Source organism: Candidatus Nucleicultrix amoebiphila FS5 (assembly GCF_002117145.1).
Lineage (GTDB): Bacteria > Pseudomonadota > Alphaproteobacteria > Caedimonadales > Nucleicultricaceae > Nucleicultrix > Nucleicultrix amoebiphila.
The window spans coordinates 208,226-224,084 of record NZ_CP008743.1 but is presented as its reverse complement, the minus strand read 5'-3'; the positions used below and the strand labels follow the sequence as shown (position 1 = coordinate 224,084).

General features: G+C 36.7%; 14 protein-coding genes and 1 riboswitch. Of the genes, 11 read left to right on the top strand and 3 right to left on the bottom strand.

Features of this window, described 5'->3' with window-relative positions; translation table 11 throughout:
• The first annotated feature begins 85 nt into the window (after positions 1-85).
• The 6 genes from GQ61_RS01030 to GQ61_RS01005 all read left to right on the top strand — a co-directional run bounded on the left by GQ61_RS01030 (position 86) and on the right by GQ61_RS01005 (position 8,234).
• The gene (locus GQ61_RS01030) at positions 86-1,351 is read left to right on the top strand and encodes a class I SAM-dependent RNA methyltransferase (RefSeq protein ID WP_085783525.1); all 1,266 of its coding nucleotides are present in this window, start codon (positions 86-88) and stop codon (positions 1,349-1,351) included.
• A gap of 82 nt (positions 1,352-1,433) precedes the next feature.
• Positions 1,434-2,072 (top strand): alanyl-tRNA editing protein, encoded by a 639-nt coding sequence (locus GQ61_RS01025; protein WP_085783524.1) that lies wholly within the window; start codon positions 1,434-1,436, stop codon positions 2,070-2,072.
• A 201-nt stretch (positions 2,073-2,273) separates the two neighbouring features.
• Positions 2,274-3,449 (top strand): EAL domain-containing response regulator, encoded by a 1,176-nt coding sequence (locus GQ61_RS01020; protein ID WP_085783523.1) that lies wholly within the window; start codon positions 2,274-2,276, stop codon positions 3,447-3,449.
• 17 nt (positions 3,450-3,466) lie between these two features.
• Entirely contained in the window at positions 3,467-6,418 is a 2,952-nt protein-coding gene (locus GQ61_RS01015) for an ATP-binding protein (protein WP_085783522.1), read from the top strand.
• 86 nt (positions 6,419-6,504) lie between these two features.
• Positions 6,505-7,419 (top strand): GGDEF domain-containing protein, encoded by a 915-nt coding sequence (locus tag GQ61_RS01010; protein WP_085783521.1) that lies wholly within the window; start codon positions 6,505-6,507, stop codon positions 7,417-7,419.
• 128 nt (positions 7,420-7,547) lie between these two features.
• Positions 7,548-8,234, top strand: coding sequence for a hypothetical protein (locus GQ61_RS01005; protein WP_085783520.1), 687 nt, complete (start codon positions 7,548-7,550; stop codon positions 8,232-8,234).
• An 18-nt stretch (positions 8,235-8,252) separates the two neighbouring features.
• Here the strand turns inward: GQ61_RS01005 and GQ61_RS01000 are convergent, their stop codons facing one another.
• The 3 genes from GQ61_RS01000 to GQ61_RS00990 all read right to left on the bottom strand — a co-directional run bounded on the left by GQ61_RS01000 (position 8,253) and on the right by GQ61_RS00990 (position 10,071).
• On the bottom strand, positions 8,253-9,104 hold the full coding sequence (locus tag GQ61_RS01000; RefSeq protein WP_085783519.1) for an N-acetyltransferase: 852 nt from the start codon (positions 9,102-9,104) through the stop codon (positions 8,253-8,255).
• A 107-nt stretch (positions 9,105-9,211) separates the two neighbouring features.
• On the bottom strand, positions 9,212-9,739 hold the full coding sequence (locus tag GQ61_RS00995; RefSeq protein WP_085783518.1) for a rhodanese-like domain-containing protein: 528 nt from the start codon (positions 9,737-9,739) through the stop codon (positions 9,212-9,214).
• A gap of 5 nt (positions 9,740-9,744) precedes the next feature.
• Entirely contained in the window at positions 9,745-10,071 is a 327-nt protein-coding gene (locus tag GQ61_RS00990; RefSeq protein ID WP_085783517.1) for a hypothetical protein, read from the bottom strand.
• 193 nt (positions 10,072-10,264) lie between these two features.
• Positions 10,265-10,449: riboswitch (cobalamin riboswitch) on the top strand.
• A gap of 115 nt (positions 10,450-10,564) precedes the next feature.
• Between GQ61_RS00990 and GQ61_RS00985 the strand changes: the two genes are divergently transcribed.
• The 5 genes from GQ61_RS00985 (at position 10,565) to kdpF (ending at position 15,857) form a co-directional block, all read left to right on the top strand.
• On the top strand, positions 10,565-12,352 hold the full coding sequence (locus GQ61_RS00985; protein ID WP_085783516.1) for a ribonucleoside-diphosphate reductase subunit alpha: 1,788 nt from the start codon (positions 10,565-10,567) through the stop codon (positions 12,350-12,352).
• A gap of 12 nt (positions 12,353-12,364) precedes the next feature.
• On the top strand, positions 12,365-13,330 hold the full coding sequence (locus GQ61_RS00980; protein ID WP_085783515.1) for a ribonucleotide-diphosphate reductase subunit beta: 966 nt from the start codon (positions 12,365-12,367) through the stop codon (positions 13,328-13,330).
• 117 nt (positions 13,331-13,447) lie between these two features.
• A complete protein-coding gene (locus GQ61_RS00975) occupies positions 13,448-14,506 on the top strand; it encodes a trypsin-like serine protease (protein WP_085783514.1) in 1,059 nt (352 codons plus the stop codon).
• Between the two features lie 134 nt (positions 14,507-14,640).
• Entirely contained in the window at positions 14,641-15,606 is a 966-nt protein-coding gene (locus tag GQ61_RS00970) for an alpha/beta hydrolase (RefSeq protein WP_085783513.1), read from the top strand.
• A 164-nt stretch (positions 15,607-15,770) separates the two neighbouring features.
• Complete coding sequence (gene kdpF / locus GQ61_RS09355; protein WP_085783512.1) at positions 15,771-15,857, top strand: K(+)-transporting ATPase subunit F; 87 nt, start codon at positions 15,771-15,773, stop codon at positions 15,855-15,857.
• Positions 15,858-15,859: the final 2 nt, after the last annotated feature.

Here is a 15,859-nt window from a genome sequence, read left to right as displayed (position 1 = left end):
AACAACCATAATAATTTTTTATGTATACAAAAAATTCCTATGGGTGCAAAGATAGGTCAAACGTAATAGATGTCCTTAGAAGAGCATGAAAAATAGAGTAGAAAAGATACTCACCATCGAAAGTCTCGGCCATCATGGTGATGGGGTGGCACGACTTGATCAAAAAATGATTGCTGTTCCTTATACGTTGCCAGGTGAAGAAGTTCGTGTTGAGATTGTGGATCATGGTCAAACACGAGCAAATCTTCTTGATATTATAAAAGCGAGTCCTCTTCGAATCCCCCCATCATGCCCGTATTTTACTGTTTGTGGAGGATGCTCTCTTCAGCACTTAGATCGGGAAAGCTATCGAGACTTTAAGGCTAATAAAATTATAGGCGCTTTAAATCAACAAGGTTTTCAAAATATTACAATGAACTCTATCGTTTATATTCCTCCCAACAGTCGACGACGGGTTAGCTTGAAAGCGCATAAAACGAAAAGTACGGTGTTGCTGGGATATTATAAGCGTGAAAGTCATGATATTGTGTCTATTGACTGTTGTCCCTTGGTTACTCCTTCAATTGAAACGTTGATCACGCCTTTAAAAAGCTTTTGTCAGAAATTTTTTTATAAACAAGAGAAGGCAGAAATATTAATAACAGACACCCAATCTGGTCTCGACCTAATCTTTAAATTTAAAGCACCTCGTGAGCTTGAACTCCATGAGAGAGAAATGCTCGTTGAATTTGCCAGATCTCAAAACCTTGCAAGGCTAAGTATAAAATCAGAAGATACCCAAGAAACCGTTGTTTGCTTTCGTCAACCTCAAGTCTCTTTTGATCAAGTCATGGTCGACGTTGAAGCAGATAGCTTTTTGCAGGTTAGTGAATTGATTGATGAAACCTTGGCTAAAATAATTCAAGCCGAAATTAAGTCTCCGTGTAAAAGAGCAGCAGATCTATTTTGTGGAAGAGGGACTCTCTCTCTTCCTTTGGCACGTTTTTGTCCTGTAGACGCTTATGAAATGGATCCGAAAGCTCTCATAGCTCTGCGAAAAGCAATTCAAGCTTCAAAACGTCCTATTCATATATTTGAACGCAATCTTTTTACCAATCCTTTAAAAGAAAAAGAGCTTAGTGGCTATGATTGTGTTGTACTCGATCCACCAAGAGTAGGCGCTTTTAGTCAATGTAAAGTATTGGCAAAGTCTAATGTCCCATTAGTGATAATGATCTCCTGCAATCCAGCTTCATTTGCACGCGATGCGCGTGAATTAGTCTTGGGAGGTTATCAGATGGGGCCAATTACACCCCTTGATCAATTTCTTTGGTCTAGTCACATTGAATTAACGGCGAGCTTTAGAAAATAATAATCATGAAAGATTTTTGTTCAGAAGATGTGGAAAAGAAATTATATCTATTTACTAAGACAAACTTCAATGGATCCACTGCATGCGTAAGGTTTTTTGGGAAAATCCCTATCAAAAGGTTTTAAATACAAAAGTCACTTCTGTAACAGGAAACAAAATTTTATTAGCGGAGACCATTGCGTTTTCATTCTCAGGGGGACAGGAGAGCGATCAAACATTTATTAATGGTCTTTCAGTTCTTGATTCAGTTATAGAAGATAAGCTCATTTTTTATGTATTAGAAGAAGGTCATGGACTTAATCCTGGAGATGGAGTCTTGATGGAGATTAATTGGCCACGCAGATATAAACTGATGCGTTTACATTTTGCTGCTGAATTAGTGCTCGAGCTTGTAACACGTAAGTTAGCTCTTGAAAAAATAGGCGCTCATATTGGGGAAGATAAAGCACGTATAGATTTTGTGTACGATAAGAATATTTCAACCATTTTTGCTGAGATATTAAACGAATACAAGAGCATCATTGCGAAAGATGCTCTTATTAAAACTGGATTTTCTGATATTGAATCTCAAAGACGTTTTTGGGAAATAGAGGGTTTTTCTAAGGTTCCTTGTGGTGGTACGCATGTTAAATCAACGGCTGAAGTAGGGGGGATTACGCTCAAAAGGAAAAACATCGGAGCTTTTAAGGAAAGAATTGAGATTAGCCTTATTCAGCCTTAATTTTCTTTTAACTTTACTCCTTTACTATGGATCTTGGCATCGAAAAAATGGTCGGAGTGATCGCTAATGAAAGATTCACATCATAATTATCATTGAGTATTCATTTGGGTTTAGGAGTTATGCTTCTCGATATAAATAAATTATTTATATTTTTTCGATATAGTTAATAATTAAGAGCTATATTCAGGGAGGGATAAAACAATGCACATCCCTAGTCTTCTCATAGTCGATGATGACTTTCAAATTATAGAGCTTCTTCAAGTAGCTGCTGAAAGAATGGGCTATAAGGTTTATGCAACGTATACAGCTTCTGGATTCAAAGAACTTTATCCAACTGTTACACCTCATCTTATTTTCATTGATTTAAAGCTCGGAGACCATAATGGTATAGAGCTTTTAGAGTTCCTTATACTGGAAAAATGTTCGACTCCTATAATTCTTATGAGTGGTCAAGATGAAAAAGTTCTACACATAGCGAAGCACCTTGGAGACACGAGGGGGCTCTCTATCTCAGGGATTCTTCACAAGCCTTTTAATCTTAAAGATTTTGTTGAATTGATAGAGAAAGCAAAGAAAGATAGCCGTTTTCCTGATACTGAAAGCATTAAAAATGCTGTAGAACAAAATGAAATGTTCGTTGCCTATCAACCAAAAATTTCCATTCAATCAGGAAAGTTTATAGGTGTTGAGACCCTTCTGCGTTGGACTCCTTTTAACAAGGATTTTATTTCACCTAGTATTTTTATTCCGATTGCTGAAGAAGAAGGCTTTATCAAAGAATTAACATTTTTTATGCTTGATAACGCTTTTAAAGATTATGCGCTATGGCGACAGGAAGAAATGTATTCACTTGCGATTAATATTTCTTTGCCTGTCTTAAATGACTCTTTGTTTTTAGAGCAATTACATGAAAAAATTAAAGCTTATAAAATCAGTCCTAATGAGATTTGTCTGGAAATTACGGAAAGTTACGGCATTACAGAAGATTCAATTTCAAAATTAAGTATTTTGACGAAGCTGCGCATTCAAGGTTTTAAAATTGCTCTTGATGATTTTGGAACTGGGTATTCTTCTCTATTAACGCTACATCGTGTTCCATTTACTGAAATAAAAATTGATAAAAGCTTTATTTTGGACCTATTTTCTAATTCAGAATCCCTGGTGATCACGAAAGCAATTATTAATTTATCGCATGCTTTAGGTCTTAAAGTCGTAGCAGAGGGAATTGAATCCTTTGAAGTTTATAAAAAATTAAAGGAATTAGGGTGTGATGAAGGACAAGGGTATTATTTTAGTAATGCTCTCAGTGTTGAAGATCTTCAGGATTGGATCAACACTCATTTAGATAAAAACCAAAAATTCAAATTTGGCTCTTAAATGTAGGTATAAAAAGAATGCCATTTATTAGCGTGTCTTTTTCTCTTCTTACTATATTCACTGGCGTCATTGTAATGATTGGTTGGTACACCAACAACATTTTGTTAATGCAGATAAAAGCTAGCTATATTGCTATGACCACTAATACAGCGCTTTTATTTATTTTTAGCGGGATTGCCTTATTAGCGCTCAACAGAAATTGGAAGTATATTTCTTTTAGTTGCGCAGTATTGATAGGGCTCTTTAGTACGGTTATTTTATCTCAATATATTTTTAACATTAACCTAGGAATTGATCAGCTTCTTATAGAACCTTATAATACGACAGCAACTCAATATCCTGGTCGTCTGGCCCCAGAAACTTGTCTTGCATTTATACTATTTTCCTTAACTTTAATTATTTTGCAAGGGTATCAACGATTTAAAATCTCTCTGTTGTTTCCTATATTTTTAAATCTCTTTGTCTTTATTATAGGTTTCGCCACATTTTTGGGCTATTTGATTGGAATAACAGTTGTTTATAGATATTTGGGAATGGCGCTCCCAACTGTTTTAGGTCTTATTTTCCTGTCTATAGGAACAAGGGCTTATATTGAATACGTTGCGCGTACAAAAAATCTCAATGTTTTTAGATATTACTCTTTAGAAGGGGGGATTGCTTTTTTTGTTACGACGATTCTTTTGCTCTCAGGAATATTATCTACAGAACAAAAATATATCCATGAGAAAATAGATACGGATGCAAAAATTATTAGAATATTCGTTGAAGATAAAATCAATACGACGTTGAGTGCTCTTCAAAAAATCAATCAAAAAGTTGCGACCGTTTCTTCTATTTCGCCGCAATCTTTACTCAATACAATAGAAATTGTTTTAGAAAGTTTTCCAAGATTTGAAGATATCGCGTGGATTAAGAGCAAAGAAGGTACCTTGGACATTACACTTCATTCATTTTTATCGAAAGAAAACCTTCAAGAGATAAAAAATAGGTTAGATGTTCTCTCTGCAAGTGCGACAACTCTTTCTAACGCTCCCCAATTTTTAGGTTCATTAAAAATTTCTCAAGAAGAACAAGCGTTGTTAATAGGCATGCCTATTACTATAGAGAATAAAAACCAAGGATTTGTTATTGCTACGTTCACTTTAAAGCAACTTTATAGTAATTTATTAGAAAAAAATTACAATGATTATGATGTCGCTCTTTACGAAGGTAAAAATCTTATCTATTCAAATTTTGAGTCTGGTCAAACATCTGCACTCGAAAAGAGAAGTTTTAAGCTTGCTCTTCATGATCCTAACCTTTCTTTCTTTCTTGAAATAGGAAAGAGGCAACACCGTGTTTCTATTTTTGCAACGCCATTAACAAAGATTACTATTTTGTTTGGTTTAATGATTTCCTGTTTTGTAAGTTGGGCCTTATATCTTTTATATATTATTATTGCTAAAACGCGTTCATTAGAATCTATTCAAAAAAATCTGATGTTGGCTCAAAAAGTAGCAAAAATGGGCAGTTGGACATGGGATTTGACGACGAATACCATTTGGTGCTCAGAGGAAGTGAGAAGCATCTTAAAATTAGAGGTTAACTCCCAACTAAAGACTCCTTCCGATTTATTTTTAAAGATTGCACCTTCTGATCAAAACAATCTTCATCGATCTCTTACTGCTTTACGAAGCGGTAAACCTATTTTGTCAGAAATATATTCCTTAAAAAATAACGGGGGTCTTAGCCGCTATATTCTACTTGAAGCAGGCGTAGTGAAATCTATCAATCATGTCCCTCTAGAAATTTCTGGAATCGTACAAGATGTTACAGAAAGAAAGGAATTGGAGCAAAATTATCTTCAACTCCAAAAAATGGATTTATTGGGACAATTAACAGGGGGAATTGCCCATGACTTTAATAATATTTTAATGGTGATCCAGGGTAATTTAGATCTTTTACAAACGGAGTTTGCAGAAGGATCTTTCGAAAAGCAACGGTTAAAAGCGGCCGCAAATGCAGTGACTAGAGGCGCTTCATTGACAAGAGGACTTTTAACTTTTGCCAAGAAACAACCTATTAAGCCTTCCATCCTTAATATTAAAACCTTCTTTTCCAATATTACACTGCTTTTAAAGCCAGTTCTTGGAGTGAATATTGAGATCAGGAGTATGATAGAGGACGACGTATGGAAAATATGGGTTGATCCCTCGCTTTTGGAGACTGCCATTATCAATCTGGCTCTCAATGCACGCGATGCTATGGATAACAAAGGAACGTTAACGTTTCAAGTGTCGAATATCGTTATAAAAGAAGACAGAGGGAATAACGGTTTTCGCGTGCAAAAAGGTGAGTATGTCACGATTTCTGTTATTGATACCGGCAAAGGAATTCCACAAGAAATGATCAGTAAAATCTTTGAACCTTTTTTTACTACAAAAGAAGTGGGGAAAGGGACCGGTTTAGGGTTAAGTATGGTTTATGGGTTTGTTCAACAATCTCAAGGGGTGATCCACGTAGAGAGTACTGTAGGTGAGGGAACGACCGTCACTCTATATTTCCATAAAATGGAATCTAATATGGAAACAGCCGAAGAAGAAGATGCAATTGATTTTAGCAACTTTAAAGGACACGAAACAATTCTCATCGTTGAAGATGAAGAAAACGTAAGAGTCGTAGCCGTACATCTTCTCAAAAAACACGGGTATAAGGTGCTAGAAGCGCAATCTGGAGAAGAGGCTCTTAGTATTATGAAAAAGACACCAAACATAGATCTTTTATTCACTGACATAGTTATGCCAGGAGAGTTGAATGGTGTTGACTTGGCCGATAAAGCGACAAAACTTCTCCCATCGCTGAAAATTATATTTACGACAGGGTTTCCTAAGGCAGCCCTGCTGAATGGTAGAAACGAAGTGGTTATAGCAAAACCTTACAAATTTTCTACATTGCTTGCCTCAATACGAGATATTTTTACAAAGAGCTAAAGACTATGAGGCAAAAAACTAGAGAAAAACTTGACACTTTTTTCTATATTGATCATACACTAGTATTAAAATAAGGGGCTTACAAGGTGACAAGAAAAAATTTTCTGATACCTAATATTATATTCGATTTAGGACAATGTCCTATCTTTGATCATGTCAGTAATGGTGTTGTTATTACCGATCAAAACTCAACGATTCTTTACACAAATCCTGCCTTTACAAGAATAACAGGGTATTCAAAACAAGAAGCAAAAGGAAACAATCCAGGGCTGCTTCATTCAGGGAAACATGACAAAAAATTTTATCAAGATATGTGGGGGCAGATCACCAAAAAAGGGTATTGGGAAGGAGAAATATGGAATCGTCGTAAATCAGGAGAAATTTATCCAGAGTTTTTAACTATCTCAACCGTTCCACAAGAAAAAAAGAAATTTTATTATGTGGCCATCTTCTCTGACATCAGTTTTTTAAAAGAAGACTCTAAAAAGAAACTACATTTAGCGTTTTATGATCCTTTGACTAAACTTCCTAATAGAACTCTCTATCTCGATAGGATTAAAAACATCATTGAAGAATCTAAAAATAATAAGAAGAATAAAATTGCAATTTTCTATATGGACCTTGATAAGTTTAAATCTGTGAATGATACGTATGGACATTATGTTGGTGATCTGTTGCTGCATAATATAGGAAAGCGCCTTATGTCCTTGGTCAGGGCAGGGGATACAATTGCCAGAATAGGAGGCGATGAATTTACAGCCATTTTGAAAATTGAAGATGATACATTTTCAGCCTCTGACCTTGCCTACCGCATATTAGAGAACATCGAAAAGCCTTTCATCATAGAAAAGCACAAGATTGGCATTTCAATTAGTATCGGGTATTGTTTTTTTCCTAAGGATGCAAAAACGATTGAGGAGTTAATTAAGAAAGCAGACAAGGCCATGTACACCGCAAAAAAGACCGGCAAGAAAGTAGTCTCCTATAGCTCAATTAAATGACGTAAATACCTTAAAAAAAGTCGTATAATATATATTATGGAAAATGATGTTAAGGTTATTGATTAAATTCTTTTGACAGGATATCAAAAAATGATAACGTTTGATCACCTGCACTAAGGAAATTCGCTATGTTCAAGAATCGCTTTCTATTAACACTTCTAGTTTTGCTTACGGCATCATGTTCTGCACAAGCTTCTGCGGAACAAAAAAGTGAGTATAATCTTGAGGACATGGTTCTCATTGGAATGTCTTATTTGAATATAGATGAGCCAAAAACGAGAAAAATTTCAGCACCCTGCATTAAAAATCTTAATCTCTTAGTTGCTATAAATGATCCACATCTGTTATCTGGTTTGCAATTAGATCTTACAAGCTCAATTTCTTGGCACCGTCCCAGCATAAGATTTGTTCATCATCAAAAAATATCGACAGTCAAAGTCTTTAAGTACGCAGTACCCTATCAGTCTGTCGCGCCAATTACCGACGACTTACCTCTTCTGGGAGATAAATTATGGACTGCATTTGGCATTTTGTCTCGTCAAACGGAGGGTTGGGTTCCATCAAAAGATAGCGAAATCATGTGCGAAAGCATTGCCTGTTCTTTTACACTCACTTCAAAAAATGGGAAACGCCTTAAATTAAATGGTGACTTTAAATTAGAGAAACCTCTTGAAGATATTTTTAATGTTACTCTCCGCATTGAACGTAGTGAGGACACTTGGAAAATTTCCCCATACTATTTTGCTCGCAAACGAGATAGAAGCACTGGTGAAGCACTAGAAGGGGAAGATGTACTGTATGTTTTTAATAAGTAAGGCGCTTTAAGCGGCCTCTTATTGTATGGCAGAGTCTACTTTATTCTCGCTGACTTTGAGAGCATCAGCATTCGTATTGAGATCATCTTTTTCCATGCTCTTGCGTGGAAGCGTTAGAAGATGATTAATATGGAGACCAGAAATTGAAGGATGATCTGTCGTTTTTTTAAATCCAAAACTTTCAAATAAATTGAAAGAAATAGTCCCTCTACAATCAGCGCCAATTTTCTCTACACTGGTGGTGTGTTCACGAATAAATGTCAAAAAAGCATTGAGAATAAATTTACCAAGGCCCCTCCCTTTTTCAGTAGTATTGATATGCTCAACGATAGCCTCAGGATTTTGAGCACATACACGATAGATCAAATATCCTGAAGCGTTTTCAAAATTAATAGGGTTTTTTAAATCATCTTCAGACTTTTCCTCAAAAACTTGAGGAGAGTATACTTTCAAAACCCCATATAAGTGACTTGGCTCTTTTAATCCTTTTGGCATTGAAACTTCAAGAAATGAATGCAAAAGGATAAGATCTCTAGTTTCTCCTCCCTTCAGACTAGCCGTAACCTTTTGAGTAGTAATCAAAGAATATCCAGGAACATCTTTCAATTTCTCTGCACAAAGTTTTATCGAGTCATTAGTAGGCTCGCCCATGGCAATGAGTAACTGATTAAATTTAGTCGCTTTTAAGTGATCTTCTAGAACGAAATTTTGAGGTAAGGGGTTAAAACGATCCTGAAATTTTTGTGTTTTTAAAGATGAGGATTCTTCTTTTAAGTCATCTGTGGTCGCCCAACTGCCGTTGGTGAGACAAAAAGTACTTATTGTCAAAACAATCAATACGCTCTTTAAAAAGTTTTCTCTGAATAGCATACAATTACTCCTCGTAATTCTTTTAATAAGAACTTAAAGAGTTATCTATCTATTTAAAATATCTATGTCAATATAAATCATATATTACACAAATAAGACCTATGACGTTATCTTTTATTCCAAGGCATTTTTTCAAGAAGAAGAGACATTCCGCACCACCCCGTGATACCACTCACAATCAGCCCAAGTCCAATAAATGCAGGTACAATATAAAAAAGGTGATGAATAAAAGTACCCAAGAAGACCCCTACTAATACAATACTTCCTGCTCCGATTCTTATCTGCTCTTCTATGGAGATCGACCGTGATGTTGATAGTCTTTCAACAAGTCCGTGAGGTTTACAATATTCAATCCCGCCTTCTACAACATATACATTCTTAAATCCAAAAGACATTAAGCGTTCTGCTGCTGTCGTTGAGCGAATTCCATGACGACAAAGCAAATATATAGGAGTCTCTAAGGTAAGCTTATTGTCTTTCTGAAATTTTGCAGGGTCCAAGTTATCAAGAGGAATATGAATATGCTTTTTCTTTAAACACATCTCTCTATGTTCTGGGGTGCTGCGAACATCGAGTATGACCCCCTTCCCTGCTTTTTTTAAAGTCTCTGCTTTTATATTCTTCAATTTGCTCATAACTCTTATCTCCTTCTAGAGAGTTTATTATCTATGTAACGAATTGTTTGTTGATAGAGACTATTGCGCGCAGCTGTCACAGATGGCTCTTCAGCCATCGTCATGGTTCTTACTTTATCGCGTGCTCTTTGAATATTATCTTTTAACTCGTTAAATTTCTCTGCTTGTTCACTTGGTGGAAGCGCTTCAATTTGATCAATCTCATTTTGGTAACTTGTATACATTCCTCTAAGAGTATCAATCTTTGTAATATTTTTTCCATAAGTGATACCAGCATGAGCACTCATAGCTGGTAAAATTAATAATAATATTAGAGTTGTATTTTTTTTCATGGAACGCTCCCGTTATTTTTTTTCATAAAAAATTTTATTTATTATACTATAAACACTTAATAGAGTCACTGTACAACGGATCTGAAAATAAAATTCAACAAGGATTCATTGTTTCTCATCTCTCCCCGAAAACTAATTTCTAGGATTTTCAACTGTTTTCAAAATCGTTATTGCAAAAAAAATCTACCCTTCTATTGTTTGAATTATTGATGGTTTCCCATGAGGGGAACGAAGAGGGAATTCGGTAAAATAAGCCGAAGCTACCCCCGTAACTGTAGATGCATGTTTAGCTTAAGACACCACTGGGTTTTTTGATCTGGGAAGGTAAGATGAACAAAGTGCATGAGCCAGGAGACCTGCCATCAATCGTTGTGATATAAACCGGACGGGGTGTGCCGCGTGCATCAAACAAGATTGCTATTTTTAATAGCTCAACATCTTGTCCCTTTTGTGTCACAAAAAATAACTCTAAACACAGAAAGGTAACTCCCTCATGGAGATGTTGGCAAAGCAATTTCCCCCCAATGATATCTATACAGACTCTAGCAGAGATAGCTACTTGACTGACTTTGGTAAGACCACTCTCCAGAACCAATATATTATGCCGAATGAATCTTATCAGGATTTATTTGCGCGCGTTGCTCGTGCCTATGGAGATGATTATGCACACAGTCAAAGGCTCTATGATTATATATCAAAACTTTGGTTTATGCCTGCAACGCCCGTTCTCACAAATGGCGGAACTGAACGTGGACTTCCTATTTCTTGCTTCCTTAATGAGACTATCGACAGCCTTGATGGCATCGTGAATCTCTGGACAGAGAATGTGTGGCTTGCTTCTCGTGGCGGCGGGATTGGGAGTTATTGGGGGAATTTAAGATCCATTGGTGAAAAAATAGGTCGTAATGGAGAAACAAGTGGCGTTGTTCCATTCATGAAAGTGATGGACAGCATGACATTAGCGATTTCCCAAGGATCTTTGCGTCGTGGGTCTGCGGCCATCTACCTTCCTATATGTCACCCCGAAATCGAGGAATTTATAGAAATACGACGTCCTACTGGCGGTGATCATAATCGTAAAACGCCGAATACAAATCACGGCGTTGTGATTTCTGACGAATTTATGAAAGCCGTGGAATCAGACGAAATGTGGAATTTGAGAAGTCCTAAAGATCAGTCAGTTGTAAGAACCGTCCCGGCACGAGGTCTTTGGATCCGTCTCCTAACAACGCGTCTTGAAACTGGTCAACCTTATATGATCTTCATTGATCAAGTGAACCGCTCACTTCCTGAACATCAAAAACAATTGGGGTTACAAGTCAAGACCTCTAACTTGTGTTCAGAAATTACACTTCCGACAGGTAAAGATCCCTGGGATCAGGAAAGAACTGCAGTCTGTTGCCTTTCTTCGCTCAACCTCGAGAAATTCCATGAATGGGAAACTGAACCCCAATTCATAGAAGACTGTATGCGTTTTCTTGATAATGTTTTAGAAGATTTTATTACACGTGCACCTCAATCTATGCAAAAAGCAGTTTATTCGGCGACCAGAGAACGTTCAGTCGGACTCGGAGTCATGGGTTTCCATTCATTTTTGCAATCAAAAATGATTCCTTTTGAAAGTGTGATGGCAAAAGTGTGGAACCAACGCATGTTCAAGAAAATAAAATTTGAAGCTAACCTAGCATCAAATCTTCTCGCCAAAGAAAAAGGCGCTTGTTTGGATGCAGCGCACATAAAATCAGAAGAGCGCTTTTCTAATAAATTAGCGATTGCACCAACTGCTTCAATTTCCATTATTTGCGGCGGGACCTCTCCGGGTATTGAACCCTTTGTTGCTAACGCTTATACCCATAAAACCCTTTCAGGATCTTTTGCTGTACGTAATAAACATCTAAACGATTTATTAGACAAAAAAGGACATAATACTTCTGAGGTTTGGCTCTCTATTGTTCATCACCATGGTTCTGTTCAACATTTAGATTTCCTAGATCAAAATGAAAAGGATGTGTTTAAAACGGCCTTTGAAATTGATCAACGTTGGCTTATTGACCATGCGGCTGACCGTCAACCCTATGTTTGTCAATCTCAGTCTTTGAATATTTTCTTTCATGGCAATATTCACAAACGTGATCTTCATCAAATTCATATGCTGGCATGGAAAAAGAAATTAAAAAGTCTCTATTATTTGAGATCAACATCTATTCAAAGAGCTGAAAGCACAATTCGCGCCGTACAAAATCAAAAAAACGTTCAAGATGAATGTCTTGCATGTCAATAAAGGAGTGACCTTATGAAAATAACTTTACTAACCCCCAATCCCGTTTATAAACCGTTTCATTATCCATGGGCTTATGAAGCTTGGCTTATGCAACAACGAATTCACTGGCTACCAGAAGAAGTTCCATTAGCCGATGATATTAAAGATTGGCATCTTAAGCTCAATGTATCAGAGAAGAATCTTTTAACGCAGATTTTTAGGTTTTTTACACAATCAGACGTTGAAGTAAATAATTGTTATATGCAGTATTATAGCCGTATCTTTCAACCCACTGAGATTAAGATGATGCTGGCGTCTTTTTCTAATATGGAAACCATCCATATAGCTGCTTATTCTCATCTCTTGGATACGATAGGTATGCCAGAAACTGAATATCAAGCTTTTTTTAAATATAAAGCAATGAAAGATAAATGGGATTATTTGCAACAATTTGGTGGACCAGAACTCGAAGATATTGCACTGACGTTGGCTTTATTTGGTGCTTTTACAGAAGGTCTTCAGCTGTTTGCGTCTTTCGCAATGTTGATGAATTTTCCAAGATTTAATAAGATGAAAGGCATGGGACAGATCGTTTCTTGGTCAGTACGGGATGAAACTCTTCATACGCAATCCATCGTCCAACTCTTCAAAACTTTTATTTCTGAAAATCCTAAAATTTGGAACAAAAAGCTACAACAGCGCATTACCGAAGTTTGTCAAACCGTTGTTGAGCACGAAGATACATTTATAGATCTGGCTTTTGAACTTGGGAGCATTGAAGGATTAACAAGTAGCCAGGTCAAAAACTATATTCGATATATTGCTGATCGACGCTTAAATCAACTAGGACTCCCCTCCCTCTATAACCTACAATCAAACCCTTTGCCTTGGATGGATGATATGATGAATGGTCTTGAACACACCAATTTCTTTGAAAACAAAGCCACGGAATATTCAAAAGCTTCAACGCAAGGGACTTGGGAAGAGGCATTTCTATAATTTTAAAGAACGGCTAACGTTTGGAAAATAGCTGTTTTTTTACAGTTACAATTTTTGATGACATTTTTGTGAAATAAAGATAGTTAAAGAGGTCACTTATTTACAGAAAGAAAAGAATTGCGCTTTAAATCGCTTATATTGAGTAGTTTAGTTTTTTTTATAAGCACGAGTGTGCATGCAATTATTCTCAAAGATACAGGGGTATCTGAAGAAGAAATTGACAAGAACTCCGTAAGACTCGCGCGTTCCTTTCCCCAAGTATGTCGATTAGTCGCTATTTCACCAGATCCAGCATACCGTGAAAGATCATGGACAGGCGTTCTTATTGAAAAAAGCGGATTAGATGTCTTTCTCTTATCTGTTGCTCATCCTTTTATTGATGTTCACAATAAAAAAAGAACAACTCTTGAGAGCATCATGTTCGACGATGCCAATAATCAAAAGGTCTTTGGGAAAGTAACAGCAATCTATGCACCAAAGCTTGATTCATTATCTTCTGATGAGAAAGATTTGGTTATTATAAAAGCTAGGATGGAAAGTGAGCTTTCTATCGCTCCTCTTCCCATCTATGAAGGTGAAGGACGTTCTCGTTCGGGAAATCCTATTGCTTGCTGCTTTATTGGTTATGGTCACTATGGCATTAATGGCAAGACAGTAAAAAAATCAGATGGAAAAAGAAGATTGGGATACACAAATGTCTTATTATCCCCCTATAAAAACAATGGAATATCTTTTCGATCAGCTCTCTATTCACGTTCACCCAATCCAATGATGTCGACCATTTTTGAGCAAGAACATCCAGCGTTCATCGTTCAATCAACACAAATACACCCGCTTCATGAATCTCAAGCTACGTTATGTCTCGGTGATAGTGGTGGTCCGCTTATCTTTCAATCTGCAGGAACATACAAAATCTCTGGCATTACCTCTCGGTGCGAAGTTGTCCAAGCTCAAGAAGAAAGTTCCACGCAATCGGTTTCCTCTAGTCCTACGTATCAATTTCGCACGATAGACACGTTTATTCCTGTGATGTCTTATGTGTCATGGATTAAAAGCATAACAAAAGGTGATATTAACCCTGAAACTACCAGAATTTTTATCAACTCTGACGATGATTTATTGTCTATCTTTCACAGAAATTTGATTAAAGAAATTCTACGAGCTTCCAGGCAATAAACTGAATAAGTAAAAGGTTTTGAAGTCTTTTTATATTTTACGCCTCATTTAATAGTTCGTTAATCACCTTACATCTATAATCATAAATATGGGCACAGAATTTAATAAAAACAGAATTTTCGTGGAGGCAATTCATGGCAGACATCAGCAAACTAGATCCAAACATTAAAATCTTTTTGGATAAACTAAATGGTGGTGCAGCGACTCACCCTCATCCACATAGCCCGCAAGCTACGGTAGCAGAAGGGCGAAAAGCATATCTTTTTTTCAGTCTTAATAATGCTGGGTGGCCACTCGCAATGGCTCGAGTTGAAGATCATTGGATTCCAAGTTCTGATCCCAGTCATAATATTCCCATACGTATTTACACGCCAACAATCGGAAAAACCTTACCTGCCTTAATTTATTTTCATGGCGGTGGGTGGCAACGCGGTGATATAGCTACCCATGACTCTATTTGTCGTCATTTTGCACACTATGCAGGGTGTATAGTCATTTCAGTTCAATGGCGTTTAGCTCCTGAAAATAAATTTCCCATTGGTCCTAATGATTGCTTGGCTGCCTATGAGTGGATTGTTCAAAATGGTAAAGAGTATAACGTTGATACAAAGCGCCTAGGTATTAGTGGTGATAGCGCCGGCGGCAATATGACTGCCATTCTCGCACAACGCTTGAGATCAATGGATATTCAAAAGCCTATTTTTCAACTGCTTTGCTATGCTTCTTTGGATTTGTCGTGCAGTACGCATTCTTATATTGATTTTGCTGAAGGATTTTTCCTGTCAACAGAACGCGTTAAATATTATGTCGCGAGTTATGTAAATTCTCCTTCTGATATCGATAATCCACTGTGCTCTCCTCTTAAAAATCCTGATTTGAAGGGGCTGCCGCCTACGCATGTCGTTACAGCAGGATTTGATCCACTTCATGACGAAGGAAAATTATACGCCGAGCGCCTTAAAGAAGCTGGTATTCCAGTTACCTATAAATGTTATGAAGGCTTTATACATGCCTTTTTACATATGAATGACAGTGTGCCTGCAGTTGAGACGGCGTTACAAGAAATTTCAGAAATCGTGAAAAAAGCTCTCTTTGCTTAATAAAGCCATCATAAGGGCTTAACATTTATTGTTAGACCCTTATTTCATTCATAATCCGCGATCAAAAACCCGTTAAATTTTTATAATGCCTTACCCCTGCAAAAGATTCATGTATAATGAATAAAATCTAAAATGATTCGATAATTTATAAAAAGCAGGCAGGAATGACCCTTTATCTTATTTGTGGTATTGTCGTAATTGGACTTTTTATTTACCTCTTTGTGGCTTTGCTGAAACCTGAAATATTTTAAAT

What these genes read in the sequence shown, in the direction of transcription:
- GQ61_RS01030 (WP_085783525.1), top strand. Translation starts at nt 86, where the DNA reads ATGAAAAATAGAGTAGAAAAGATACTCACCATCGAAAGTCTCGGCCAT.
- GQ61_RS01025 (WP_085783524.1), top strand. Translation starts at nt 1,434, where the DNA reads ATGCGTAAGGTTTTTTGGGAAAATCCCTATCAAAAGGTTTTAAATACA.
- GQ61_RS01020 (WP_085783523.1), top strand. Translation starts at nt 2,274, where the DNA reads ATGCACATCCCTAGTCTTCTCATAGTCGATGATGACTTTCAAATTATA.
- GQ61_RS01015 (WP_085783522.1), top strand. Translation starts at nt 3,467, where the DNA reads ATGCCATTTATTAGCGTGTCTTTTTCTCTTCTTACTATATTCACTGGC.
- GQ61_RS01005 (WP_085783520.1), top strand. Translation starts at nt 7,548, where the DNA reads ATGTTCAAGAATCGCTTTCTATTAACACTTCTAGTTTTGCTTACGGCA.
- GQ61_RS01000 (WP_085783519.1), bottom strand. Translation starts at nt 9,104, where the DNA reads ATGCTATTCAGAGAAAACTTTTTAAAGAGCGTATTGATTGTTTTGACA.
- GQ61_RS00995 (WP_085783518.1), bottom strand. Translation starts at nt 9,739, where the DNA reads ATGAGCAAATTGAAGAATATAAAAGCAGAGACTTTAAAAAAAGCAGGG.
- GQ61_RS00990 (WP_085783517.1), bottom strand. Translation starts at nt 10,071, where the DNA reads ATGAAAAAAAATACAACTCTAATATTATTATTAATTTTACCAGCTATG.
- GQ61_RS00985 (WP_085783516.1), top strand. Translation starts at nt 10,565, where the DNA reads ATGGAGATGTTGGCAAAGCAATTTCCCCCCAATGATATCTATACAGAC.
- GQ61_RS00980 (WP_085783515.1), top strand. Translation starts at nt 12,365, where the DNA reads ATGAAAATAACTTTACTAACCCCCAATCCCGTTTATAAACCGTTTCAT.
- GQ61_RS00970 (WP_085783513.1), top strand. Translation starts at nt 14,641, where the DNA reads ATGGCAGACATCAGCAAACTAGATCCAAACATTAAAATCTTTTTGGAT.
- kdpF (WP_085783512.1), top strand. Translation starts at nt 15,771, where the DNA reads ATGACCCTTTATCTTATTTGTGGTATTGTCGTAATTGGACTTTTTATT.